Here is a 25,386-nt window from a genome sequence, read left to right on the forward strand (position 1 = left end):
TGTTCAATAATTCATTTCACCTGGGACCAAGATATCCCAGCTAATTCCAAAACGATCGATGACATGTCCACATTCGTCTCCCCAGTCTTGTAGAGAAAAGGGAAGGATAACCTCTCCATCCTCAGCTAATTGACTAAAGATAGACTTCGCTTTCTCCTGACTATCGAATGCAGCCACTAAACTGATAGAAGAAAAGCGATTCGAAACTTTTTCATCCACATCACTAGCTGACATCAATAAGCCACCCAAGTCAAGACAGGCATTGATCAGATGGTTCGTATCAGGATCTACCAATACAGGTCCAACAAAGTCTGTCTCAAATACTTTCGTGTAAAAGGTCATTGCTTCTAAAGCTCTACCGTTAAAACGAAGATAGACATTTACTTTCATCGTTGTCTCCATTATAAATTGTTTGAAACTGTTGTTCCGATTTGTTCCCCAAAGACCACACGTTTAATATTGCCTGGCTCATTCATATTAAAGACGACAAGGTCAATATCATTATCCATAGAAAGGGTAGAAGCTGTTGAGTCCATGATTCGTAAACCTTTGTTAATCACATCACGGTGGGTCAACTCATCAAATTTCACAGCTGTCTTGTCTTTTTTCGGATCGGCATTATAAACACCGTCCACCCCATTTTTCGCCATGAGAATCGCTTCTGCTTCAATCTCAGCTGCACGAAGAGCTGCAGTGGTATCTGTTGAAAAATAAGGAGAACCCGTTCCAGCTCCAAAAATCACAATACGACCTTTTTCCAAGTGACGAAGGGCACGTCCTCGAACAAAGGGCTCTGCTACCTGCTGCATGGCAATTGCTGTCTGCACTCGCGTATCAACTCCGACTTGCTTAAGAGAGTCTGCCATAACGAGGGCATTCATCACCGTTCCAAGCATACCAGTGTAGTCTGCCTGCACACGATCCATACCAGCTTCTGCTGCTGGCTCCCCACGCCAAAGGTTTCCACCACCAATTACCAAGGCAATTTCAATTCCTAGACTATGAACTTCTTTAATCTCTTCTGCCATTTTTTGAACAGTGGCAATATCGATCCCCACACCACGTTCACCCGCTAAGGCTTCACCAGATAGTTTAATCAAAATACGTTTATATTTAGGATTTCCCATTTTTACTCTCCTTATTTTATCTTTATTATTTTACCACATTTTCTGGCTTTTATATAGCGAAATTCCTCAATTTCTGAAAAATTCTCCAGAAAAAAACTCTGCTAAAAGCAGAGCTTCTCATTATAGTGAGTTTGTATCAACCTTGATTCCGATACCTTGAGTAGTCGTGATGGTAAGGTTAGTCATGTAAGTCCCTTTGGCAGTAGCTGGTTTTGCTTTTACCATTACTTCATGGAAAGCTTTGAAGTTTTCAACCAATTTATCTGCATCAAATGATACTTTACCGATAATTGCTTGTACGTTACCTGCTTTGTCAGCACGGTAAGTAATTTTACCACCTTTAGACTCTTCAACTGCTTTTGCAACATCCATTGTTACAGTACCAGTTTTAGGGTTTGGCATCAAGTTACGAGGTCCAAGGACACGTCCAAGACGTCCTACAAGTGCCATCATATCAGGTGTTGCGATAACAACATCAAAATCCAACCAACCGTCGTTGATTTTTGCAACAAGGTCATCTTCACCTACGAAATCTGCACCTGCTGCTTTTGCTTCTTCAGCTTTTGCACCACGTGCAAAAACAAGAACGCGTTGAGTTTTACCAGTTCCGTTTGGCAATACCATTGCACCACGGATTTGTTGGTCAGCTTTACGAACGTCGATATTCAAGTTATAAGCAACTTCTACAGTTGCATCAAATTTTGCAAAGTTAGTTTCTTTTGCAAGAGCCACAGCTTCTTCTACGCTGTATGCTTTTGTGCTGTCGATTTTTTCAAGAGCAGCACGAAGTTGTTTGCTTTTTTTAGCCATTTTCTATTCTCCTTGTAAGTAGTGGTTCAATCGATTTTCATCTCCCACGTCACTCATCAGAAATGATGAAGTCTTGCGGGTTTTCGGGATGTTATTGATTAGTCAACAACAGTGAATCCCATAGAACGAGCAGTACCTTCGATCATACGCATTGCAGACTCAATGTTTGCAGCGTTCAAATCTGGCATTTTAGTTTCAGCAATTTCTTGTACTTGTGCACGAGTAACTGTTGCAACTTTCGTTTTATTTGGTGTACCTGAACCTTTTTCAACACCTGCAGCTTTTTTCAAAAGAACAGCAGCTGGTGGTGTTTTCGTGATGAATGTAAATGATTTATCTTCATACACTGAGATAACAACTGGGATGATCATACCAGCTTGATCAGCTGTACGAGCGTTAAACTCTTTTGTGAATCCCATGATATTGATCCCTGCTTGACCAAGTGCTGGTCCAACTGGTGGAGCTGGTGTCGCTTTACCGGCAGGAATTTGCAATTTTACAAGTTTTTCGACTTTTTTAGCCATTTTAAAAAATCCTCCTTTGTGGTTTTTGCGGTAATGGTTAGATTTTTACCTCCCACAAGTATGCCCTTTGACATACCTTATTAGTCTAGCATATTCAAAAAAGAAATGCAAGAATTTTGTAAGGATATTTTAAAATATTTTTGGATAAAATCCTCTTCTTTACTTTACATTCTCCTCATTTCTTTATACAATAAGATTATGACAGTCTTAAAAATTGCAGCCGTTTTATTTATTTTTTTAACGCTCATCGTATCTATTATTATTGCAAAAGTATTTCGCCTAAGAAAGTTCGGAATGAATTTTGCCGACTTGGCTTTTCCCCTGTTTGCTTTGGAATTTTACGTCATTTCGGATAAATCCTTTTACCATAGCTGGCTTCCGCAGTTAGGCTTTTCGCTTTCTCTGCTCGCTATTACTATCATCCTTTATTTTTTACGAAAAAAGCGCTCTTTTTACTATCCAAAGTTCTTTAAATTCTTCTCTCGAGCAGGGTTTATCCTGACTTTCTTTCTCTACTTAGCCTTGGTTATCACTCTCTTTTTACAAACATAAACAGCTAGTTCTATCTGAACTAGCTGTTTTTTCTTATGAGGCTTCTGTCTCAAACTTGTATCACTCTCTTACTCATGAATCTCTAAGGGAAGACCATCTGGGTCAAAAAAGAAAGCCATCTTCTTCCCATCAAAGTCATCATAGCGCAATTCAGTATGTGAAATACCTAGCTCATCAAACTCCGCCAGGCAAGCCTCGACATCTCGCACCCGAAAAGCCAAATGCCGTAAGCCTGTATGTTCTGGATTAGGAAGAGCAGGGCGCAAGGGGGCATCTTCCTTGATAAAGATTTCAAGTACCAAGTCTCCTTGTACAACATTCATCAAAATATCCTTTTTTTCAGGTCTGTGATATTCATCCCGTAGCTGAAAGCCTAATTTCTCAATATAAAAAGTTTTAGTCTTCTCATAATCGTGTCCGATAATGGCGATGTGATGTGTCTTTGCTAAATCCATATATCTCCTACTCTTGTTGCAGTACTTTTCGTGGTTTCGTGCCTTCTGCTGATCCGATAACTCCTGCTGCTTCTAACTCTTCCATAAGACGTGTTGCTCGGTTAAAACCAACCGACAAACGGCGTTGAATCATGGAAGCACTGGCTTTTTGCGTTTCAATGACAAGGGTCTTTGCGTCTTCAAAAAGCGGATCCCCAGCATTGCCATCACTAGAATTCCCGTCAAAGTCTCCTTCTGTAACCTCACCTGGATCAAAGGATTCATCATACTCTGCTTCCGCTTGATTTTTGATAAAGTCAACAATCCGCTCTACATCATCATCTGAAATGAAGGAACCTTGCAGGCGCACCGGATGATTTTCATCAATCGGTTTAAAAAGCATATCTCCGCGTCCCAATAGTTTTTCTGCCCCATTTTCATCTAAAATAGTCCTGCTATCTGTCCCACTTGATACCGCAAAGGCAATCCGAGAGGGAACATTTGCCTTAATCAAGCCAGAGATGACATCAACCGACGGACGCTGCGTCGCTAGAATCATGTGAATACCAGCTGCACGCGCCTTTTGACCCAAGCGAATGATGGCATCCTCAACTTCCTTGCTTGCGACCATCATGAGATCCGCCAACTCATCGACAATGACGACAATCAACGGCAGAGGAATCTGCTTGTACTCTGTCTGAGCATTGTATTCTTCCACCTTAGCATTAAAGCCTGCAATGTTTCGTGCCCCTACTTTTGAGAACAATTCATAACGATTTTCCATTTCATCGACCACCTTTTGAAGAGCCCGCGAAGCTTTTCGAGGATTGGTCACAACTGGAATCAAAAGGTGTGGAATGTCATTATAAACAGAAAGTTCAACCATTTTGGGGTCCACCATCATAAACTTAACCTGATCTGGGCGTGCTTTCATGAGAATGCTGGAAATGATACCATTAACCGCTACCGACTTCCCTGAACCAGTTGACCCTGCTACTAACAGATGAGGCATTTTTGCCAAATCAAAGGAACGAGATGAGCCATTCACAGCCTTTCCAAGTGGAATTTCAAGAAGCTTCGTTGGATCTGTCTTTGACTGCTCCCAAAGCTCTCTAAAGGATACCGTTGCAACCTCAGAGTTTGGCACTTCAATCCCTACTAATGATTTCCCTGGGATAGGCGCTTCGATTCGCACATCCTTGGCTGCTAAAGCCAAAGCCAAGTCATCTGCTAGGTTGGAGATACGATTGACCCGTACACCGACTGCTGGCTTCACTTCATACTTGGTGACAGACGGTCCAATCTCTGCTCGCTCCACCGTCGCTTTAATTCCAAAGCTGGCAAAGGTTTCCTCCAAGATTTTGATATTTTCTCGAACGATTTTCTTTTCTTTGGATTGATTTTTAGGCTTATCCGGAGCAAAAAGCGATAGACTCGGTAACTTATAGTCCAAGTGCTCCTTGGGAGTAGGCGCAAAAGAGACCTCTATCTCCTCTCCCTCATCTTCCAAATCTGTCTCCTCATCAAATCCAGATGGTTCTTGCTCATCATAGTCCACAATCTCAGGTTCTACTATTTCTTCCATAATGACTGGCGTATGAGCGAGAACATCATCTTCAAAGATTTCGCCAGTTTCTATATCCACAGTCCTCTCAGTAAGCTCCAGCTCCTTTAAGCGCGCTTGTTCTTCTTTTTCTGCAAATTTCTTCTGACGCTTGATTTCTCGCTCTTGTTGCCACTCGTGAAAGCGTGTCATCGCATGCTCTGCCACATCATAAATGGACCATGGACTCATGAGAAGAGCACCTAATAAAATCAAGAGTAAGCCAATAAAATAAGACCCTATATTTGAAAATAAAAAGGCAATAGGTCCATATAAGATCGCTCCAAAGAGACCACCCCCAGCAAAGGACTTAACTTGAAAAGCCAATAGATCCGTCACAATCCGTGACAAGGTCGTAGAGAACACTTGTCCTTTGACATTCACTGCCATGACAAAATAAGCCTCAAAGATGAGAGCTAGACCTGCAAAAAAACTTAAAAAGCCAGACTTAGCTCCTTCGGTTTTATCTATCTTTTTAAAAGCAAAAAGATAGCACAAACTAGCTGCGATAAGGACATAGGCTAAACTTCCCACTAACAGTCGAATGAGATTATAAAGCGTCACTCCAACAGCTCCCAAACGAAGAGCCGCAAAAAGGAGTAAAAAAACTGCTAAAATCGTTAAAAGCATCCGTTTCAATGCTTTTTGCCGTTCCAATTCTGCCTTTGTCGGACGTCTCGTTGTCCGTGTATTTTTCTTCTTTTTCTGTGTTGCCATATCTTCATTATATCACATTTTAGACGCATACTCTATCAAAATCAAAGCAAAGGATTCCAACACGACATTGCATAGTTGTTTAGTTTTGATTTAGTACGAGACAACGAGTCGCTGGCATAACTTAGATTAGCTGAGGATTATTGCATAATCCCTATTTCCAACCTTAAACAGTCCACTGGACTGTTTAAGCAAGACGAGTTAACGATGTAATAAATGAAAACTAAATAACTATAACATCAAGAAAAAAACCTCGAAAGTAAACCTTTCGAGGCACATTGTTATTATGGATTCATAGATACATGAACGTGGTCAAAGTGGTTGGCTGTCACACCGCCACGATCTGGCATTGGATTCCAAGTATTAGCTGGTCCGTAGATGCTATCGTATGGTGCATAGAAACGTTGTTTCCAGATGATATAAGAAATATCCTTGCTTCCGATATTGTTAATCGCATAGTCTGCCACTTGATCTCCAAGCGCGCTATTATTTCCTACCATAAAGTCAACTGCCAATCCTTTACCATGGTCATCACCAGACCCTGGACGGTAGAGACTAAATGAAGTAATACCATAAGCACTTGCTACTTCTTCTTTGAAGGCTGCTGTTTGTGGTTGAAGCCCTGCATTTTCAGGATTTGCTGCCGCAATTCCTGCGTAATCTGTTGCCGCTGGAGCTGCATAAGTTGACTGAGCTGGAGCTGGTTGTGCCACTTCTGGAGTTGCTACTGTCGCTGGTTCACTAGCTACTGCTGGTTCTGACATTTCAACTGCTGGAGCTGCTACATCCATTTGAGGGGCTGATGGTGCTTCCTCTGTTACAGCTGGAGTTGTTGCTGGTTGAGTTGCTTCTACTGGCTGCTCTTCTTTCATCTCTTCAGAAGCTGGGGTTGCTTCAGCTGGAGCTGACGTTTCTACTGCTGCTGATTCATTTTCAACCGCTGGAGCTGCTGCATCCATCTGAGGGGCTGATGGTGCTGCTTCTGTTGCAGTAGGAGCTACTTCTGGTTGAGCTGCTTCTGGCTGCTCTTCTTTCATCTCTGCAGGAGCTGGGGTTTCAACTACTGGAGCTGCTGTTTCAGTCGCAGGCATAGAAGCTGTTACTTCTTCCACAGGTTTTGTCATATCCTCAACAACCACAGCTTGATCGTTAACAACGACTTGATTCGTATCTAAATCAGCCTTTGCAGTTACTTGCTCAGATACTGGTGCTGTTGCTGGAGTTTGAATTTCTACACCTGTAATTTCATTTTTTTCGTTTGATGTAATCGTCAAAACTGTATCAGGGTAAATCAAGTTAACATTTGCAATTTTATTGATATTTGCAAGAACATTCAAATCAAGATCAAAGGCTTCTGCAATCGTGCTCAATGTATCTCCGTATTTGACTGTGTAGCTTTGTTTATTCTCACTACGCATCATATCTGCCTTGATTTCTTCCACTGAACGTGGTGTCCAATCTTTCATCACTTCGTCTGCTTGAGCGCTGACTACTGGGGCAAATGATAATGCTAAAGTAGATAAAAGCATTGCTTTTTTATTCATTTTAAATTTCATGAAAAAATTTCCTCTTTCTTTTAGTACGAAACTATCATACCATACTTTTGAAAATTCGACAGCTTTTTTCTATCGTTTTTACAGAACTGTCTAATTCATGTAATATTTTGAAATATTTCCTATGTGTTCTGTCATTTATCACTTTGTTGTAACTTGATTTTTTACAGATAGGCTTTAATAAAAAATAGCATCATCTGAGCTAGAGCCATCATCTACTGGTAACACTGCCCATAAAATCAAATAAGGCAATAAACCTGCACCATAGACAAAGAATGCAATTCCCCAAATCAAACGAATTGGTGTTGGATCGCTGTCAAAATAATTGGCTACTCCTGCACAAACTCCTGCAATCTTCTTGTTTCGACCATCTCTCATCAATCGTTTTTTAGGCATGTATTTGTCCCCTTCGTTCTTTTTCTCTCTATTATAGCAAAAAACTGGCTAGCTGAGCCAGTTTTATAAGAATATTGCTACTAAAATTTCTTCTTGGGGTGGCGGTCAATCACCTCAGGATTTGCTGCAAGAACAGCTTCTCCCTTATCCGTCAATTTATAGCCTCGTACACTAAAGGCTTGAGCTAATTCATTTTCTGAAAAATGCTCTTTTAAGGCAAGGTTCAAGTCTGCTGCTTTCATCTTGGAGAGACCTGTAATGCCTTTCCTTTTTAAGATATTTTTCTTCATAGTCGCATTGAGATGATCAAGCGAATCAAAAGCTGTCTCCAGATAAGCATAGCCCTTGTCCACCAAATCCTCTAAGTGCTTTTTGGCATCAATACCATACGTGTACTCAAAATACTTAGGAAAAACAGAATCCGTTGTAAACGTATCAAACTGAATCCGCCACAAGAGAATAATATCCCCCGCCAAAAGTCCATCAGCTAATAGCTCCATATTGCGTTTAGGAACAGGCTTTGCATCAAGCAACCAAGTAGCCAAATCACGATCAGGTGCAATATAGGGCATACGGGCGTGGTCCTTATAAAGATCTTTTACCTGCTCTTCTGCTGTCACGTTTTATCCCACCTCCGTTGAGATTTGCCACATCATGCCAAACTTATCTTCTAAATTCGCATAGGCAGGGCTCCAAAATGTTTCCTGCAATTCCAAATGAATCTTACGAGCATCTTGGCTCAATTTGCCGTAAATCTCTTGGGCACTTTCGATGCTATCCACGATAATCGCAGCGGTCATATTGTAGCCATGCTTGTAGGTAAAGTCAGGATTTTCATCTGAAATCATCAACCGTTGCTCACCAACTTTCAACTGGGCATTCATCAAGAGATGAGCGCGATCAGCTGGGCAATCTGGAATTTGTTCACCCCATGTGATAGAAGATAGAACTTCTGCACCAAGGGCATCCTTGTAAAATTCCACTGCTTCTTGTCCGTTACCATCTGTCACCAAATAAATTTCTAGTGCTTTAATCATATTATTTCCTCATTTTCTTTTTCTAACAGCTATCCTACAAAGAACAACATCACCCCGTATTCAATTGGTCTGTCCTTATTATACTACATTTCTTACAAAGTTAAAACTAAAACACCCTAAACCTCTACTGCCTTTTAAAATCAAGAAATCGTGTCCCTTGAAAACTTAATTCTCCCTTATCTCCCTCGGCTAATAGACCATAGAGTTCTCCGTCTACCCAGAATTCTTTACGCTCACCAGCTCCCCATTCAAAGGTAACATAATAACGCGTTGAAGCATAGCGCCCACGACGAAGATCAGTTCTTTTGCCAATCAAGTTAGCCTGATACACTTCTTTTTTAGCTGCATTATTTTTTAACTCTTCGCTCATGGACTTTAGAATTGTCCAAAACAGACCAATCAAAAAAAGAGAGAGAATCACAAAAATAGCCATTTTGTTATCATCATATGGATTCATCTTCCTTTTATCTCCTTCTGAAATCAAGGAATCGTGTCCCTTGAAAGCTTAATTCTCCTTTGTCCCCCTCCACTGATAAGGCATAGACTTGGCTTTTCACTCGAAATTCTCTACGTTCGCCATTTATCAACTCAAAGGTCAAATAGTAGGACGTATAGGCAGTTTCGCTACCACCGACATGCATTCGCTTACTAATGACTGTCGCTTCTGCTACTTCTTGAGGAGACGTGCTATTTTTCATTCCTTCAAAAATGCTAGTAGCCACCCTCCATAGAAAAATGCCCAAAATAGTGATAACAATAAATAAAAACCATGTTGGCATCATTGAAACTGGATCCATATTCCTATCCTACCTTTCATTGTTCTTATTATAACAAATTTTACTAAAAAACAACAGTTTCATCCAATTTTTGAAAAAGAATCCAATTCGTGCTACAATAAGGATAATTCATCAACAGGAAAGGAAATCTATGAAAAAATTACTCTTACTGGGCTGCCTAGCAAGTCTCACCCTATCTGGCTGTACAGATGTAAAACGTGCCCTTCGAGGGGATAATTATGTGGATTCTAGCCTTGCAGCAGAGGCAAATACCAAAGCTTCTGAGCAATACGCCAAAGACCTCAAAGATGCCCTCACCAATAAAAATGCTGTCTTTCCTCAACTAAGTGATACAGTTGAAAAAGACCAAGCTGAAGTCAAGATTAAGACCACGGAAGGCGATATTCGGATTAAATTGTTTCCAACCTATGCACCTTTAGCCGTCGAAAACTTCCTCACTCATGCTAAAGAGGGCTATTACAACGGAGTGATTTTCCACCGCGTCATTAAAGACTTCATGATCCAAACAGGAGATCCAAAAGGAAATGGAACAGGCGGAGAATCCATCTGGAGCGGCAAAGACCCTAATATTGATAAGGGGCAAGGATTTAAAAATGAAATCTCACCTTATCTCTACAACATCCGTGGAGCCCTTGCCATGGCAAATGCTGGAGCTGACACCAATGGTAGCCAATTTTTCATCAACCAAAATGCGCAAAATCAAGCTGGAAAACTCTCACCACAGAAATACCCAGAAAAGATAATCAAAGCTTATGAAAAAGGTGGAAATCCAAGCCTAGATGGTGGATATACCGTCTTTGGACAAGTCATTGAAGGCATGGATGTCGTTGATAAAATCGCAGCCACAGAGACCGGAGAGCAAGACAAACCAACTTCTGATATCAAAATCGAAGGTATTGATATTATCAAAGATTATGATTTTATGAAATAACTATCTACTAAATCCAGCTAAAACTTAGTAGATTTTCCAAATTTGCCCCCAACATGATAAAAATAACGACTGATTCCTCAGTCGTTATTTTTATCCGTTATTCATATTCACACGATGCCATTCATTGATTACATAACAAATCTGACCGACTTGATACATCCCGACGGCACTCAAGACATTACTCTCTGGAGTTGTTCCTCCAAGCCCTGCGGTATAAAGAGAAACAAGATAAGGACTTTTCTCCATGATAATCGCATCAACATTCAAAGCCTCACGCACATAGCCAGGTTTTTGGTAGATGGTCACACCATTAACAAACATCTTATAGTACTCACCTGGAAAAGAAATACCGATAAAATTCAACAAATCTTGATATTTCTCTTGGTGCTTCCACAGATAGTCTAAAACTTGAATATAATAACTGGTTGTCGTTTTATTTTCTTGGCTAATAGTCGGGATTTCAGCAGATTTTGATTTTCCGTAGCGGTCAAACATACTAAATGCCTTTTCCATCCCTCCCAAACGCTCTGCAAGAGCATAGGCAGGAGTATTTTCCGAATATACAAGAGAGTATTCCTGCATATCTGGAATCGTCATCTCACCAGCAAATGCAGCTACATAATTATCATGCTCCCCTTCATATTCGTAATCCGTATGGGTAATATCAAATTTTTCTGTTAGAGAAAGCTTCCCTTTTTCAACCTCATCCACTACTAGCATATTAAGAGGAAGTTTATATGTGCTTCCTGCCGTCATTGGTTGCGTATCATTCAGCGAGAATGTGTCTCCAGTCGCTATATCTTGATAGGTAAAAGCAATGCTAGATGGATCAATTCCTGCTTCTGCAAGATAAGCTTGAACAACCTCTACCAAACCCATATTGGCATAGTCATAGTACAACCCATAGGACTCCATAGTCTCTCTGTCTGCTTCCATCACCGCCTGTTTTTCTTCCATCGTTTTAGGCTCTGCTTTGGCCGCATTTTTTTCTGTCTCTGTTGCCGTTGGCTTAATGAGATGGTCTCGCTCTACTACCTGTTTTAAGGTTTCATTGGCAGACTCGTTTCCTGTTGCCTTGGTTTCTTGACCCTTATATAAAAATAGGAAAAACAAAAGGCAAGATAAGCCCAATCCAACGCTTGCTAAAATCGTTACAATTTTTTTACTCATGGCATCTCCTAACTCCATTTATTATAAAAAATTCTTCCAAAAATGACAAGAAAAATGGCAAATTTTTTTACTAAAAAAATCCATAAAAAATAGATATGTAAAAAAGGCTTAGAACAGCCTTTTCTCTTACGGTACCAATCTCACTTCCCCTGTTTGGTAATTGAGAGCAATTCCTTTTTGAACATTAGGAATAAAGACATTAAACTCCAAACTGCCATCACTTGATTTGGCTTCAATCTGTGAACCTACTGGCACCAAATCTTGCTCAGTTTGATAAAGCAAAGTGACACGATAGCGCACTCGTTTATTCTGATCCAAAGCCTTTCGGACCTTGGTTTCATAAAAATTCTGCCCTGTTGAATCAGATCGATTCGCTTGATTTGCCCAGGCAGTTTGAACGGCAATATTTTCAGGATTGCTCGTTGAGGCATCAAAGCCCTTGAGATTACCAATCAGGGCATAGCCTAGTAAGTGCCCACGATCCACCGCATGACTATATTCGCCTGAGAGATTTCGCAACTGATGCCAGCCTGCAGGCGTCCAGCTGGTTGTGCCGTTACCTGTTTCTTCTCGCTTTTTATACTGGCGAGTAGCTTTTGTCATCAAGCTATTTGCCACAGTCGGAACTATCTTTCCACCGACGGTTTTGACCTTATTATCCGCATAAGGTTGACTGGCCACATTGGCGTTAAGATCCGTGTGATTGCTATTGACAACAAAAGCTCCTGCCCCATTCCACTCTAGTCCTCCTTTTACTTGCCTACGAATCGCGTCTGTTAGGACACTTTCAGCTAAGGCTTGATCAGGTGTTGCTACGCTTTCTGATCTAGTCTGCTGGACTTGTTCATTTGGGAGAAAGCCACCTTGGTCACCAATATAGTAGCCACCTGCCGCTAAGGCTAAACTAAGAAGCAGACCAACCAAGGTTTGCTGGCTTTTTTTTCTCATCTTTCTTGCCATGATTTCCTTTCTCATCACAGAAAAAGACCAAGCTCAGCTGTTACTAAGCTCTCTTAGCCTCTTCATTTTCCTGTAAATTTATCCACTAAACCTTGCCACTTTTCAGGAGATAAAATCGCCCAAGCATTCTCTCCATTGCCCACAAGGCTGTATCCAATCATCAGACCTGCACAAAAAAGAAGAAATCCCACAAAGAGAACCAAAGCGATCAACCCCAACTGTTTACCAATATATGAAAAATTAGCTTTCATCGTCGTCTTCCTTCACTCGTTGAATATCCGCTCCTAAACTTGCTAGCTTTTCATGGAAGCGATAATAGCCACGGTCCAAATGTTGAAGTTGACCAACCTTAGTCTCACCATTAGCTACCAAGCCTGTCAAAATAAGAGCTGCACTTGCTCGTAAATCTGTCGACATGACTTCCGCACCTTGGAGCTGCTGCCCGCCAACAATGCGTGCCGTATCTCGCATAATATCCGAGTGAAGTCCCATCCGACGCATTTCTTCTAGATGTTGGAAACGATTTTCAAAGACCGTTTCTGTCATGATAGACTCACCTTGCGCCACTGTCATCAAGGCTGTAAATTGCGCCTGCATATCCGTTGGAAAGCCTGGATGAGGTTGAGTTTTAACATGAACTGCTTTCAACTTACCAGACTCTGCTTGAATACGAATACCATTTTCTTCTTCTGTGACGGTCACACCCATTTCCTGCATTTTCGCAAGGAGCGGACGATTGTGCTCAAAAATCGCATCTTTTATAAGAACATTTCCTCCCGTCATCGCAGCTGCGACCATGAATGTTCCAGCTTCAATACGGTCTTGCACCACACTATGAGTCGCTCCGTGTAGCTCTTTCACACCTGTAATCGTCAAGGTCTCAGTCCCTGCACCGCGTACATCTGCGCCCATTTTATTGAGCAAGACTGCCAAATCGACAATTTCTGGCTCTCTAGCAGCATTTTCAATTACCGTTACACCATCAGCCAAGGTCGCTGCCATCATGATGTTTTGTGTCGCTCCCACGCTAGGGAAATCCATGTAAATATGCGCTCCGTGCAAACGGTCAGCTTTCGCTTCGATAAAACCAGCTGTTTGGTGAATTTCAGCACCCATGGCTTCTAATCCTTTTAAATGAAGATCAATCGGGCGACTCCCAATCGTACATCCACCTGGCATAGAGACCTTTGCATGACCATTACGTGCCAAAATCGGTCCTAATACCACAATAGAAGCCCGCATTTTGCTGACATACTTATAAGGAGCTTCTTCTGTAATTGGCTGGCTAGCATCCACTGTGATGACTTTCTTGTCTTGGTCAAAATCAACTGTCGTATGCAACCCACGCACCACATGATTCATAGTGAAGACATCTGATAAGACAGGAACATTGGTCAAGACAGTTTTTCCACTGCTTACCAAAACGGTCGCTGCAAGAAGAGGCAAGACTGCATTTTTTGCCCCTTCAATCTCCACTGTTCCCTCTAATCGTGTATTGCCACCTTTGATGACGATTTTATCCATAATTTCTACACTACTCTTTCTCATAAATTTGTTAAAAAAGCTTCTCTACCTAGCTGGTATAAGCTGATGAAAAATGAACTCAATAAATAGCCCATCATCACACTCAACAGAAAAATCAATAAACGAATTTTCACACTATTCTCAGCTGTTACTTTTAAATACTTGTCCCACTGCACGAGACTTGAGAGCAAATGAAAGGACAGATAGATAAAAAATAAATGACTACTGAGAATAAATACTAATTGAATCATAGACCTATTATACCAAAAATCTCTAAAAATCCAAATCTGCAACACTGAGCCTCAAAATACTAGATAGTAATATCAAAAAAATTCTTGCTTTATCAAGTATTTCTTAGTAAAATATACATATGAAACAAATGCTTGAACTTTTAAAAAAACACGAGCTAGATCTAAAGACAATGATTGTCTTTAAAAAAGCAGAAAGAACACTTCTACCTTTTGAAAATCGAACCTTTAAAGAGCACCAGCTCACACCGACTCAGTTTGCAGTATTAGAAACCTTATATAGCAAGGGAAATTTACGCATTCAAGATCTGATTGATAAAATTCTGGCTACCTCTGGTAATATGACAGTCGTCATCAAAAACATGGTCCGAGATGGTCTTATCTTTCGCACCTGTGATCCAAATGATCGCAGATCTTTTCTTGTCGGTCTGACTCCTGAAGGACGCACAAAGATCGAGGCGATCCTGCCTGATCATATTGCAAATATCCAGCAAGCCATGACTGTTTTAGATGAGCAAGATAAAAAAGATTTAATTCGTATTTTAAAGAAATTTAAAAATCTGAGCTAAATTATTGCTAATTAGTACTTTTTGTTGTAATATATTTTCATACAACAAAAAGGAGAAATACTATGTCTAAAAAAATCTTATTTATCGTCGGTTCCCTTCGCCAAGGTTCGTTTAACCACCAAATGGCACAAATAGCTGAAAAAGCCCTAGCTGGAGGTGCGGAAGTTTCTTACCTTGATTACAGCCAAGTTCCTTTGATGAACCAAGACCTTGAAGTTCCAGCACCTAGCGCTGTTGCTGCAGCACGCGAAGCAGTTCTCGCAGTAGATGCTATCTGGATCTTCTCACCTGTCTACAACTGGTCTATCCCAGGTGTTGTGAAAAACCTTCTTGACTGGCTCTCTCGTGCCCTTGATTTGTCTGATACGACAAGTGCTTCAGCCCTTCATGAGAAATTCGTCACAGTTTCTTCTGTGGCAAATGGAACTTCTCCAGAAGAAGTCTTCAAAGATTACCGTAAACTCTTGCCATTCATCCGTATGCAAGTCGTTGAACCATTCACAGGTGCTCCTGTCAATCCAGAAGCTTGGGGAACAGGGGAATTAGTTCTTTCTGAAGAAAAAACAGCTGAATTAGCTGCACAAGCAGAAGCACTTCTTGCAGCGATTCAATAACCTATCTTTTATAATCCATCCTAAAAAAAGTTGGACCAAATGGTCCAACTTTTTTATATAGTTGTTTAATTTTGATTTAGTACGAGGCAACGAGTCGCAGGCATAACTGAAACTACTGAGGATTATGAGATAATCCTTATTTCCAACCTCCAACAGTCTCCCAGACTGTTGGAGCAAGACGAGTTAACGACGTAATAAATGAAAACTAAATGACTATACTGTTTTGACAAAGACATATTCCTGATCATGCGATAAATCTTCTCGGAAAGAAAAGCCAGCAAAACTCATGTCTTTTATCACCGCAAGATCTTCTACTTGATGTTCCATCAAAGCCGTAAGAAATTGTCCTCTTGCTTTTTTAGAAATCGTCGAATGAACCTTGAGCTGCCCTTCTTTTTCTTCTAAGAATTTAAACCGAATCATCTTATCTCGATTCACCTTTGAAAAAACCATCTCAAACTCACTAGACAAGAGAGAAAGTAGCACATCTTCTCCTTTTACCGCAGCATCGAACTCCTCTTTCCAATGCTGTTTTAAACTCTTGCCAGCTACTTTTAGCTTCATCATAAAATCAAGACGATGAGGAGAAATGGTTCCATAAGCAGGGATCACACCATACAAACTCGATGTAATCAAAAGATGGTCTTCTAAATAATTCTTTTCAGCAAACTCCAAATTTTGACGTCTGATATTTCGATACATAAGCCCGTCAAACAATTCCAAAGCTGGATAGGTTTTCGCTGTTTGTGTCTTTAAAGCTTGGATATGCTGATACTCTTCTTCTGCACGCTCTTCCTTTATCTGATATAATGTTGCCAAATCTTGGACAGTATAAGCGGCTAGATCCTCTAGCACTGCTTGGCTAGCTACTGATAAAGGTTCTCTCCTTGTCGTTTCAACATTTAGATTCATTTCTTTTGCGGTGGGAATTAAAATTTTCATATATTTATTGTACAAAACTTGACATTTAAAGTCAATTACTTTATAATCTAGTTATAAAGACTAGATAAAAAAGGAGTTGATAATCATGAATAAACCCTCTATCCCCCTGTGGGAAGAATTACCCGATCTTGACCTCTATCTCGATCAGGTCCTGCTCTATATCAATCAAATCAACCAACAGGTCTTTACGAGCCTAGACAAACCCTTAACTTCCTCCATGATTAACAATTATGTCAAACACGGCTATATTCAAAAGCCCGTCAAGAAAAAATACAATCAAGCCCAACTTGCTCGTCTGTTAGCACTGACAATACTCAAGCAGGTATTTCCGATTCCAGATATTGCAGAAACGATTGAGCTACTGTTAGAAACACGAACTTCTCAAGAACTCTATGACGAATTTGCAACTTGTATGAATCAACACTCAAAAAGCGAAGCACATCCCGCCATTCAAAGCGCCTGCCAAACGGTTCAACTCTTTCATCAAACTAGAATCATCAGCCTCACCTTGAAAGGAGACTCTCATGAAACAAGCCCTCAAACTTAGTCCACAACTCAGCTTTGGCGAAGAAGTAGCAAATAGCATTACCCACGCTGTTGGAAGCCTTGCTATGCTGATTTTACTGCCTATCTCGTCTGCCTATGCCTATGAGACTCATGGTCTTCTATCTTCTATCGGTGTTTCAATTTTCGTCATCAGCCTCTTTCTCATGTTTCTATCTTCGACGATCTATCACTCTATGGCCTATGGATCAACTCACAAGTATATCTTGCGAATCATTGACCACTCTATGATTTATATCGCTATCGCAGGAAGCTATACACCTGTTGTTTTGACCTTGATGAATAACTGGCTAGGCTACCTCATCATTACCATCCAGTGGGGAGCGACTCTCTTTGGTATTCTCTATAAAATCTTTGCCAAAGAAGTCAATGAAAAATTCAGCCTGGCTTTGTATCTCATCATGGGCTGGTTAGTTGTTTTCATCATTCCTCCTATTATCAGCCAAACAACTCCACTCTTTTGGGGATTGATGTTAGCTGGCGGACTTTGTTATACTGTGGGAGCAGGATTTTATGCCAAACGCAGACCCTATTTCCATATGATTTGGCATTTATTTATCTTAGCTGCATCTGTCTTGCAGTATTTAGCTATCGTTTATTTTATGTAGAATAGCTCAAAAGATTGAACGAAATTTGTTCAATTTTTTTAGTCTTTCATTGATAAAGCGCTTTCGAAAGAGTATAATAATAGTATAAAACTTGTTAAATCATTCGCTGATCAAGGAGAATTGATAATGAAAAAATCTTCTAAATGGCTTCTCGCCACACTAGCCTTATTGAGTCTTAACCTTTTTGTCTCATCAAATAAGACCAACACTTTCACCCCTTCTATCGTTTATGCTGAGAACTTTGCTCCTGTAATCGCTGAAGATGGGACCCTTTCCTTTACTGGTCAAAAACAAGTACTACTAGGTGAATTAGATTCCCTAAAACGTGCTACATCTGCACATATTCAGCTACAAGATAAGGACGAACCTAAGAAACAACAAGAACCAAAAATCAAGTATGATCCCGTAGGCTGGCATAATTTTAAATTTGCATACAATGATGGCAAGAAAAAAGCTTGGCTTATGCATCGTGGACATTTGATCGGCTATCAATTTAGTGGATTGACCAATGAAAAACGAAACTTAGCGCCCATGACAGCTTGGTTGAATGCTGGTAACTTCAAGGGTACAGATGAGAAGAATCAAGAGAGCATGCTCTACTATGAGAATCAATTGGACAACTGGTTGGCCATTCATCCAAACTACTGGTTAGATTATAAAGTCACGCCGATTTATACAGATAAGGAACTTCTACCACGCCAAATCAAGTTGCAGTATGTTGGCTTGGATGAACATGGACAAAAACTGGAAATTAAAGTAGGAGGTAAAGAAACGGTTGATGAACACGGTATTACGACCGTTATACTCGACAATCTCTCTCCAAATGCAACAATTGATTATGCCACAGGCAAAGCAAGCCCTATTGACATGGCTAAAAAAGCCGAAGAAGAAAAGAAAGCTGCCGAGCAACGACAGCTAGAAGAAACTCAAAAATCTGAAGAGCAAATCGTTCCTCCTGAACAAAATCTTCCTGAAGCTGCTCCTCAAGAAGCAAACCAACAAGAAGAACGAACAGTCTATATTGCTCGCTATGGTGCAGCAGATGTCTATTGGTATGATACAGGAAACATGCCTAAAAACACTCGCCTAGACCGCGTGATTTCCATGACCGAATCAGAAGCTATCGCCCAAGGTAAGCGGCATACAAGTAAAGAATGATTATCTAAAATTTTGCCTCCTCAACAGAAAAAAGATACTACATTCGATGAGTTTAACAAGCAAGAAAATAGCGCCCAATGAGGTGCTATTTTTATGTACTTCTTTCCTGTTCCAAACTCAAGCGCTAAAATAAACACTTTATTAGAATGAGACAGTAATCACCGATACACTAACGCTAGCATCATCTCTTCAAGGAAATAGTGAGTGAATGTACTTCCTTTTTTGCCATTATAAAAGATTCTGTTCAGACTAGGGACAAATCTATTCTCACAAACAAACTATTTTTAAAAAACACACCTTCTTTGTGTAAATGGAAATACATTTCTAACATTATCCACATCAATCCCACTACCTCAGTCATGGAAGTTGAACTGATACTTCTCTCAAAAAGGCAAAAAAGGCTTAAAATCAAGCCTTTTCTTCACTTTGAAACCGTGGACTTTATCTCTCCTTCACGAGCAGACTAACACACTCCACATGATGCGTCTGCGGAAATAGATCGACAGGCTGAATCTTACTAAGATGATAGCCTAATTCTTGGTAAAGTTTGAGGTCGCGGGCGAGAGTTGCGACATTGCAAGAAACGTAGACAATCTTGTCTGGATTCATATGGCAGCTAGCCTTAATAAAGCTCTCTGTCAGGCCTTTGCGCGGTGGATCAACGACAATGACATTGGCTTCGATACCTTCTTTGACCCAGTTGCTCATAGCATTTTCAGCCGTATCACAGACATAGTGAGCGTTTGTAATGCCATTTAGCTCTGCATTGCGCTTGCTATTTTCTACCGCTTGAGGCACGACTTCGACACCATAGACAGCTTTTACGTGCTTGGCAAAGGAAAGTCCAATCGTTCCGATCCCAGAGTAGGCATCAACAACAATGTCATTAGGCTTAACATCCGCAAAATCAATGGCTGTCTGGTAGAGTTTCTCTGCCATTTCGGTATTGACCTGATAAAAGGACGGAGCTGAAATTTCAAATGTGTTGCCCAGCATCTGGTCAGTGATACAATCCTTACCATAAAGCAGACGAAACTCCTGCCCAAAGATGACATTGGTGTCACGGTCATTGATGTTTTGCATGATGGAGCTAATCTGCGGGAATTGGGCTACCAAAAGCTCTATCAGCTGTTCAATGCGAAAGACTTTCGGACGAGTGGTGACTAAAACTACCATGATATCACCTGTATAATGCCCACGGCGAACAATGATATTGCGAATAAGACCTGATTTTTCCTCTTCATTATAGGGTTTAAGGTCAAAACGGCGCAGCAAATCACGCACAGCTACAATCACTTGATCAATCTCAGGATGCTGGATATAAAAATCCTCAATCGGCATTAAATCGTGGGAATTCTTACGGAAAAATCCTGTTTCTAGCTGACCATTGACACGACGTACAGGGACTTGTGCCTTGTTACGGTAAGCAAAAGGCTGATCCATACCAAGCGTGAGTGGCACCTCTATGTCCTTAATCCCTGCAATCTTATACAGGCTATCTTTGACCTGCTTAGTTTTAAATTGGAGCTGTGCTTCATAGTTTAAATGCCCCAAATCTGCAATTCCAGCTCGCAAATAAGTCGTATCAATCGCTTCATTGCGCTCAGGTGATGTGGTGAGATATTCTTCCAATCTTCCATAGCCAATTTTTTTATTGACCTTGAGCACGCGCATGGAAATCATCTCACCTGGCAGGGCATTTTCCACAAAAAAGACCAAGCCGTCTACTTTTGCGACCCCTAGCCCCTCGTGGCTCAAATCCACAATCTCTACTTCTACAATATCATTTTTTTTCATCATATTTTCATTTCTTTCTGTTCAAAAAACTAAAGGTTGGGGAATCCCCAACCTTTTCATTATACCATAAAGCGGATAAACTAGCGTAATCCTAACTGTGCTAATTTTTTCTTATAGGCTTCAAAATCAATAAGAAGAGCTTGTCCACCATACATATCATAGGCATCTTCCCAGTCACCATTTTCAGGAACTGTCACTTTTTCAATCCCATTTTTAGCATCTCCGATTACTCCCAAGCCATTGGTTAATAAGAAACTATACGGAATATTGGTTGAAGTGAGAGCAAAGACTTTCCCAGCTGCTTCAGAGCCTGTGAAGAGCTTGGTTGGATCCTTCACCTGTGAAAAAATGGCTACCATGACTTCTTGCTGGCGACGAGTTCGACCAAAGTCCCCTTCGTCGTCCTTACGAAAACGAGCATAGTTGAGAAGAGTTCGTCCGTCCATACGCTGCTTTCCGACACGAATAGTCTGATTTGGTACAATACCGTCTTTCATATTCAAATCATCTGGAACTTCTACTTCATCCACTTCTTGACCATCAACGGTTGAAAAACTAGCATTCATCTCTACTCCATTTGGAAAGAGGGTATCAATCGCTGTTGCAAACGTTGAGAAATCCACCAAAGCATAGTATTTAATCCTCAAATCAAAGTTATCCTTAAGCATTTCACGCACCAACTCTGCTCCCTGTTGATTGTCTTGCTCTCCAATCGAGTAAGCCACATTCAACTTTTGATCATATTCATCTCCTTGGCTAACGCCATCAATATGAACAAGAGTATCTCGCATAAAGCTGACCAATTTCATCTTCTTGTCTTTTCCACCGACATTTAAGACCATTATGGAATCCGTCCGTGTGTCCGTCGAAGACTCACCAATACGACCATCCGTTCCTAGAATTAAGATATTGACCCCATCTGCTGTATTTTCTCCATGAAAGACTTCTGTTTGAGCTGCTTTTTGATTGCCATGTCCGCCCATCAAGCCTTTAACAAACATGAACATCATACCACAAAGGATAAAAATAAATGCCAGTGCTACCCATTTCACAATCCGTTTAAATTTCCGCTTTTTAGGAGACTGTCTTTTTCTCGCTTTGAAAGACATTATATGATCGTGCTCCCTAGAGTATTTGGGTAAACCTAGATCTGTATAGCCAAAGTCAGTTGCTACTTCTTCTTGATGTACCTGTTTAAAAACATTCCCCTGCTCTTTCTTTCGTAAATACTCATATTCTTGCATTTCTTTTTCATTGAGATAATGGAAATTTTGATAGAGGTATTGAAGTCTTAAACTCTCATGATGATTGAGACGGTCTGATTTCTTTGGCATACTTTCTCCAATCTACTGCTCTTTGATATGATAGACTTGATAGTTTCCTAAAACTTTATAAGTAATTCCAATCGTTTGTAGCTCCTCAGCTGCAAAGGAAATCAACTCTTCTTTCGCTCCATTAACATCAAGAATAAAGAAATATTCTCCCAAGGCTGTTTTTAGAGGTCTACTTTCAATCTTGGTCAAATCAATTCCTCGCCACGCAAAGGTTGATAGGGCTTTATAAAGAGCACCTGGAAGATTGTCTGGCAATGTAAGTGCAAAACTGATTTTCTTTTCCTGACTAGATAAATCAAGCTTTGGGGCATTTTCTCCTAAAATCCAAAAACGTGTGTAGTTCTCAGACATTTCCTGAATATCCTGCCCGATAATCTCAAGCCCGTACTCCTTAGCAGCAGAGCGCGGTGCAATCGCTGCATAGGGCTTTTCTGGATGAGCTGCCACAAAACGAGCAGCATAGGCGGTACTCGCCGTCATGTCAATACCAGCCTTAGGATAATGGGTATCAATATACTTTTTCCCTTGGGCAATCGCTTGAGGATGAGAGAGAATTTTCTCAATCTCCTTTTCTTTTGACGTCGCAAGAAGTTGCTGCTGAATAGGTTGCACAATTTCTGCTACTGCATGGATAGTTGCCTGATGAAAGAGATAATCCAAGGTTTCATGGACACTACCTTCAATGGAATTCTCCACAGGGACAATCGAATAAGCGACTTCTCCTCGCTCATACGCCTTCATGACCTCGGTAATGGTGGAATACCCCTGCAAGTCTTCTTGTGGAAAAGCTACTTCTGCCACATGATGAGAAAAGGAGCCTTTAGGACCTAGATAGGCAATCTTCATCGCAACACCTCCGCCAATTCTTCTGGTGATTTTCCTTCAACCTCTAAAATCCGTGTTGCTACCTCTTCATACCAGGCTTGCCTCTCAAGATAGATAGCGCGCAGACTTTCCTTGCTGTTTTTCAGAAATAAGGGTCTTTCATTTGTGCTGTCTTTAGCAATGCGCTCATAAAGCGTTTCAAAATCAGCTTTCAGATAAATACAAGCATCCCCTTGCTTGAGTAGTTCTCGGTTTTCAGCCCGCATCACAATGCCACCGCCTGTGGATATCCACGTTTTTTCTGCTAACAAGTCCTTTAGCAAGGCTGTTTCTTCCTGCCGAAAAGCAGCTTCTCCATATTTCTCAAAATACTCTGTAATCGGCATGCCAAGCTTTTCCACTAATAAAGCATCCATATCTACGAAATCTGCATCTAAAAGCCTAGCCAGGGTGGATTTCCCTGCTCCCATAAAGCCGAGTAAAAATTTAGCCATGAAGCAAGCCCTCTAAATCTTCAAAGAAACTTGGATAGCTGGTCTTAATCGCTTCTGCGCGCTCCAAATGCACCTCCCCATCTTGTACCAAAAGACTAGCAATCGCTGTCATCATACCGATTCGGTGATCACCAAAGGTATTGACAGTTGCGCCGTGAAGCGGTGTTTTTCCTTTGATAATCATACCGTCCTCGGTCGGTGTAATATCTGCTCCCATGCTATTTAAAGCATCAGCCACTACCTGAATGCGATCCGTTTCCTTGACCTTTAGCTCCTCAGCATCACGAATCACCGTTGTACCATTTGCCTGAGTTGCTAACAGAGCAATAATCGGCAACTCATCAATCAAGCGTGGAATGATGTCTCCAGCAATTTCCGTTCCTACTAGTTCAGAGGTTTCTACTGTCATCGTAGCAGATTTAGCAAGTTCATCCACTTGAGTGAGGCTTATCTTTCCTCCCATGGCTTTGATAACATCCAAAATTCCTGTTCTGGTCTCTGCAATACCTACATTCTCAAGTACAATCTTAGCATTTGGCACAATGAGACCTGCCACCAACCAGAAAGCTGCACTTGAAATATCTCCCGGTACTTGCACTTCTTGAGCCTTAAAGGTCTGTCCACCTTTTACTCGGATTTCCTTGCCATTGATGTGAATATCTCCACCAAACTGGCGAATCATATCCTCAGTATGATTGCGAGTCAGGTCTTTTTCGATAATGACCGACTCTCCATCTGCCTGTAAGGCTGCAAAAATGAGGGCAGACTTGACCTGAGCTGAGGCGACTGGCAACTGATAGTGAATCGGCTGTAAAGCCTTTGTCCCCTTCATCGTAAGCGGTGGCAAATCTCGCTCAGTCTGTCCAGAAATGCTCACCCCCATTTGTCGCAAAGGAATCGTGACACGATCCATAGGACGCTTTGAAAGACTATCGTCTCCAAACATCTCTACTTCAAAATCCTGCCCTGCTAAAACACCTGAAATCAAACGAATAGATGTTCCAGAATTTCCCATATCAAGTGGCTTTGTAGGACGCTGCAAACCATCAAATCCAACACCGTGGATCTCAACGACATCACCCTTGTCTTCAATTTTCACTCCCATGTCACGAAAAACCTGCATGGTAGAGAGGACATCCTCTCCTCGTAAAATGCCGTAAACTTTTGTCACACCTTGTGCCAAACTTCCAAACATAATCGAGCGATGGCTGATGGACTTATCTCCCGGTACTCGAATGCTCCCCGCCAATGCTCTCGCTTGCGTTCTCAATTTCATCTCTCTTCCTCTTACTTTCATGCTTTTTATTATTTTACCATAAAAAGAAGAGGGATACAAAAGCAAACCTAAACTGCACACGCTTTCAATATTGTAAAAAATGTGTAAAAAATAGGAATGAAATCAATCATGATTTCAAAGAAATCGCTTTCCCTCAGTCCTTTTATAGTTGTTTAGTTTGGATTTAGTACGAGGCAATGAGTCGTAGGCATAACTAGAGTTAGGCAAGACGAGTTAACGATGTAATAAATTAAAACTAAACAACTATATTTGTAAACTCTAGCTAATATAGTCGACTAGAAGCATTGAACTCGACGACAAACCTCGCTTTCGGCTTTCTAGGCTCAGGTATCAATAGTCACTTCCCTGACTATTGATATACGTCAAACTGTGCAAATAATAAAAAGAAAGAGGCTGGATACTTTTGTACCAACCTCATGGTTTATATTACTTCATCACTTCTTGTATAGGACCAAAGATAATACGTTCAATATCTGCTAGGTAAACAGATAATTGCTGTTGATTCCCAAAGAAGGTTGCAAGAGCAGGATTTCCTTGGATTTTTTCTCCAAAAGCTTGCAATTTTTCTTGAATTTCTGGCGTTGGCATTTGACCTGCTTGCGCCATTACTTGCAATTCATTTTGAAAAGCAAGATAGTCTTCCAAGATTTGCTTCGCTGTGCTATCTGCATCGACTGCCTTTTTGCTTTCAACAACAGCCTTGTATTCTGGCAATTCACGCACTGCGCGTTCTAATTGGTTTGCAATATCATAAATGTTTGACATAATTATAATTCATTCCTTTCGTTTCACTCAAGGCACAAC

The 25,386-nt window shown here is 40.9% G+C and carries 31 protein-coding genes; 7 read left to right on the plus strand and 24 right to left on the minus strand.

Annotated features, from left to right (window positions below; genetic code table 11):
- Positions 1 to 3: 3 nt before the first annotated feature.
- From AB1I63_04345 to rplK, 4 genes are all read right to left on the minus strand, one after another.
- Positions 4 to 390 carry a VOC family protein gene (locus AB1I63_04345; GenBank protein MEW4354115.1) on the minus strand — a complete coding sequence of 129 codons (387 nt, stop codon included), beginning with the start codon at positions 388 to 390 and terminating at the stop codon, positions 4 to 6.
- A gap of 11 nt (positions 391 to 401) precedes the next feature.
- Positions 402 to 1,127: a UMP kinase gene (pyrH, locus tag AB1I63_04350; GenBank protein MEW4354116.1), complete on the minus strand. Its 726-nt coding sequence runs from the start codon at positions 1,125 to 1,127 to the stop codon at positions 402 to 404.
- Between the two features lie 120 nt (positions 1,128 to 1,247).
- Complete coding sequence (gene rplA, locus AB1I63_04355) at positions 1,248 to 1,937, minus strand: 50S ribosomal protein L1 (protein ID MEW4354117.1); 690 nt, start codon at positions 1,935 to 1,937, stop codon at positions 1,248 to 1,250.
- Between the two features lie 98 nt (positions 1,938 to 2,035).
- Positions 2,036 to 2,461, minus strand: a complete 426-nt coding sequence (gene rplK, locus AB1I63_04360; GenBank protein ID MEW4354118.1) for a 50S ribosomal protein L11 — start codon at positions 2,459 to 2,461, stop codon at positions 2,036 to 2,038.
- A gap of 198 nt (positions 2,462 to 2,659) precedes the next feature.
- On the opposite strand from rplK, the gene AB1I63_04365 reads away from it, so the two are divergent.
- Entirely contained in the window at positions 2,660 to 3,013 is a 354-nt protein-coding gene (locus AB1I63_04365; GenBank protein MEW4354119.1) for a DUF3397 family protein, read from the plus strand.
- Positions 3,014 to 3,081: 68 nt separating this feature from the next.
- On the opposite strand, the gene AB1I63_04370 is transcribed toward AB1I63_04365, so the two are convergent.
- The 8 genes from AB1I63_04370 to AB1I63_04405 form a co-directional block, all read right to left on the minus strand.
- On the minus strand, positions 3,082 to 3,468 hold the full coding sequence (locus AB1I63_04370; protein MEW4354120.1) for a VOC family protein: 387 nt from the start codon (positions 3,466 to 3,468) through the stop codon (positions 3,082 to 3,084).
- A gap of 7 nt (positions 3,469 to 3,475) precedes the next feature.
- The gene (locus AB1I63_04375; GenBank protein ID MEW4354121.1) at positions 3,476 to 5,767 is read right to left on the minus strand and encodes a DNA translocase FtsK; all 2,292 of its coding nucleotides are present in this window, start codon (positions 5,765 to 5,767) and stop codon (positions 3,476 to 3,478) included.
- A gap of 281 nt (positions 5,768 to 6,048) precedes the next feature.
- Positions 6,049 to 7,308: a LysM peptidoglycan-binding domain-containing protein gene (locus tag AB1I63_04380; GenBank protein MEW4354122.1), complete on the minus strand. Its 1,260-nt coding sequence runs from the start codon at positions 7,306 to 7,308 to the stop codon at positions 6,049 to 6,051.
- Positions 7,309 to 7,494: 186 nt separating this feature from the next.
- The gene (locus AB1I63_04385; protein MEW4354123.1) at positions 7,495 to 7,713 is read right to left on the minus strand and encodes a PspC domain-containing protein; all 219 of its coding nucleotides are present in this window, start codon (positions 7,711 to 7,713) and stop codon (positions 7,495 to 7,497) included.
- A gap of 80 nt (positions 7,714 to 7,793) precedes the next feature.
- Complete coding sequence (locus AB1I63_04390; protein ID MEW4354124.1) at positions 7,794 to 8,333, minus strand: hypothetical protein; 540 nt, start codon at positions 8,331 to 8,333, stop codon at positions 7,794 to 7,796.
- A 3-nt stretch (positions 8,334 to 8,336) separates the two neighbouring features.
- Positions 8,337 to 8,750: a VOC family protein gene (locus tag AB1I63_04395; protein ID MEW4354125.1), complete on the minus strand. Its 414-nt coding sequence runs from the start codon at positions 8,748 to 8,750 to the stop codon at positions 8,337 to 8,339.
- Between the two features lie 124 nt (positions 8,751 to 8,874).
- Positions 8,875 to 9,207: a DUF2500 domain-containing protein gene (locus AB1I63_04400; protein ID MEW4354126.1), complete on the minus strand. Its 333-nt coding sequence runs from the start codon at positions 9,205 to 9,207 to the stop codon at positions 8,875 to 8,877.
- A gap of 7 nt (positions 9,208 to 9,214) precedes the next feature.
- Complete coding sequence (locus tag AB1I63_04405; protein ID MEW4354127.1) at positions 9,215 to 9,547, minus strand: DUF2500 domain-containing protein; 333 nt, start codon at positions 9,545 to 9,547, stop codon at positions 9,215 to 9,217.
- Between the two features lie 130 nt (positions 9,548 to 9,677).
- Here AB1I63_04405 and AB1I63_04410 point away from each other — a divergent pair, with 130 nt between their 5' ends.
- Entirely contained in the window at positions 9,678 to 10,478 is an 801-nt protein-coding gene (locus AB1I63_04410) for a peptidylprolyl isomerase (protein ID MEW4354128.1), read from the plus strand.
- Positions 10,479 to 10,568: 90 nt separating this feature from the next.
- On the opposite strand, the gene AB1I63_04415 is transcribed toward AB1I63_04410, so the two are convergent.
- The 5 genes from AB1I63_04415 to AB1I63_04435 all read right to left on the minus strand — a co-directional run bounded on the left by AB1I63_04415 (position 10,569) and on the right by AB1I63_04435 (position 14,383).
- The gene (locus tag AB1I63_04415; protein ID MEW4354129.1) at positions 10,569 to 11,648 is read right to left on the minus strand and encodes a serine hydrolase; all 1,080 of its coding nucleotides are present in this window, start codon (positions 11,646 to 11,648) and stop codon (positions 10,569 to 10,571) included.
- 126 nt (positions 11,649 to 11,774) lie between these two features.
- Entirely contained in the window at positions 11,775 to 12,608 is an 834-nt protein-coding gene (locus AB1I63_04420) for a DNA/RNA non-specific endonuclease (protein MEW4354130.1), read from the minus strand.
- A gap of 62 nt (positions 12,609 to 12,670) precedes the next feature.
- Positions 12,671 to 12,859 (minus strand): DNA-directed RNA polymerase subunit beta, encoded by a 189-nt coding sequence (locus tag AB1I63_04425; GenBank protein MEW4354131.1) that lies wholly within the window; start codon positions 12,857 to 12,859, stop codon positions 12,671 to 12,673.
- Positions 12,849 to 14,132, minus strand: coding sequence for a UDP-N-acetylglucosamine 1-carboxyvinyltransferase (murA, locus tag AB1I63_04430; protein MEW4354132.1), 1,284 nt, complete (start codon positions 14,130 to 14,132; stop codon positions 12,849 to 12,851). The genes AB1I63_04425 and murA overlap by 11 nt, the downstream gene beginning before the upstream one ends.
- Before the next feature lie 20 nt (positions 14,133 to 14,152).
- Positions 14,153 to 14,383, minus strand: coding sequence for a DUF1146 family protein (locus tag AB1I63_04435; protein MEW4354133.1), 231 nt, complete (start codon positions 14,381 to 14,383; stop codon positions 14,153 to 14,155).
- A 119-nt stretch (positions 14,384 to 14,502) separates the two neighbouring features.
- Here AB1I63_04435 and AB1I63_04440 point away from each other — a divergent pair, with 119 nt between their 5' ends.
- Together AB1I63_04440 and AB1I63_04445 are read left to right on the plus strand one after the other, a co-directional pair.
- Positions 14,503 to 14,949: a MarR family transcriptional regulator gene (locus AB1I63_04440; GenBank protein ID MEW4354134.1), complete on the plus strand. Its 447-nt coding sequence runs from the start codon at positions 14,503 to 14,505 to the stop codon at positions 14,947 to 14,949.
- 62 nt (positions 14,950 to 15,011) lie between these two features.
- Positions 15,012 to 15,563, plus strand: a complete 552-nt coding sequence (locus AB1I63_04445) for an NADPH-dependent FMN reductase (protein ID MEW4354135.1) — start codon at positions 15,012 to 15,014, stop codon at positions 15,561 to 15,563.
- Positions 15,564 to 15,776: 213 nt separating this feature from the next.
- Here the strand turns inward: AB1I63_04445 and yaaA are convergent, their stop codons facing one another.
- A complete protein-coding gene (gene yaaA, locus AB1I63_04450; protein MEW4354136.1) occupies positions 15,777 to 16,505 on the minus strand; it encodes a peroxide stress protein YaaA in 729 nt (242 codons plus the stop codon).
- 85 nt (positions 16,506 to 16,590) lie between these two features.
- On the opposite strand from yaaA, the gene AB1I63_04455 reads away from it, so the two are divergent.
- The 3 genes from AB1I63_04455 (at position 16,591) to AB1I63_04465 (ending at position 18,835) form a co-directional block, all read left to right on the plus strand.
- On the plus strand, positions 16,591 to 17,052 hold the full coding sequence (locus AB1I63_04455; GenBank protein MEW4354137.1) for a DUF1836 domain-containing protein: 462 nt from the start codon (positions 16,591 to 16,593) through the stop codon (positions 17,050 to 17,052).
- On the plus strand, positions 17,030 to 17,677 hold the full coding sequence (locus AB1I63_04460; GenBank protein MEW4354138.1) for a hemolysin III family protein: 648 nt from the start codon (positions 17,030 to 17,032) through the stop codon (positions 17,675 to 17,677). Before AB1I63_04455 ends, AB1I63_04460 begins: the two co-directional genes overlap by 23 nt.
- 126 nt (positions 17,678 to 17,803) lie before the next feature.
- Positions 17,804 to 18,835: a DNA/RNA non-specific endonuclease gene (locus tag AB1I63_04465; protein ID MEW4354139.1), complete on the plus strand. Its 1,032-nt coding sequence runs from the start codon at positions 17,804 to 17,806 to the stop codon at positions 18,833 to 18,835.
- Between the two features lie 441 nt (positions 18,836 to 19,276).
- Here AB1I63_04465 and rlmD read toward each other — a convergent pair whose 3' ends face one another.
- The 6 genes from rlmD to AB1I63_04495 all read right to left on the minus strand — a co-directional run bounded on the left by rlmD (position 19,277) and on the right by AB1I63_04495 (position 25,347).
- Positions 19,277 to 20,635, minus strand: coding sequence for a 23S rRNA (uracil(1939)-C(5))-methyltransferase RlmD (gene rlmD, locus AB1I63_04470; protein ID MEW4354140.1), 1,359 nt, complete (start codon positions 20,633 to 20,635; stop codon positions 19,277 to 19,279).
- A 77-nt stretch (positions 20,636 to 20,712) separates the two neighbouring features.
- A complete protein-coding gene (locus tag AB1I63_04475; GenBank protein ID MEW4354141.1) occupies positions 20,713 to 21,966 on the minus strand; it encodes an LCP family protein in 1,254 nt (417 codons plus the stop codon).
- A 12-nt stretch (positions 21,967 to 21,978) separates the two neighbouring features.
- Positions 21,979 to 22,812: a prephenate dehydratase gene (gene pheA / locus AB1I63_04480; protein MEW4354142.1), complete on the minus strand. Its 834-nt coding sequence runs from the start codon at positions 22,810 to 22,812 to the stop codon at positions 21,979 to 21,981.
- Positions 22,809 to 23,285: a shikimate kinase gene (locus AB1I63_04485; GenBank protein MEW4354143.1), complete on the minus strand. Its 477-nt coding sequence runs from the start codon at positions 23,283 to 23,285 to the stop codon at positions 22,809 to 22,811. The genes pheA and AB1I63_04485 overlap by 4 nt, the downstream gene beginning before the upstream one ends.
- The gene (gene aroA / locus AB1I63_04490; GenBank protein MEW4354144.1) at positions 23,278 to 24,561 is read right to left on the minus strand and encodes a 3-phosphoshikimate 1-carboxyvinyltransferase; all 1,284 of its coding nucleotides are present in this window, start codon (positions 24,559 to 24,561) and stop codon (positions 23,278 to 23,280) included. Before aroA ends, AB1I63_04485 begins: the two co-directional genes overlap by 8 nt.
- A gap of 447 nt (positions 24,562 to 25,008) precedes the next feature.
- Entirely contained in the window at positions 25,009 to 25,347 is a 339-nt protein-coding gene (locus tag AB1I63_04495) for a YlbF/YmcA family competence regulator (GenBank protein ID MEW4354145.1), read from the minus strand.
- Between the last annotated feature and the right edge of the window lie 39 nt (positions 25,348 to 25,386).

It is taken from the genome of Streptococcus pneumoniae (genome assembly GCA_040719455.1).
In the GTDB taxonomy this organism is placed as follows: Bacteria; Bacillota; Bacilli; order Lactobacillales; family Streptococcaceae; genus Streptococcus; species Streptococcus pneumoniae_G.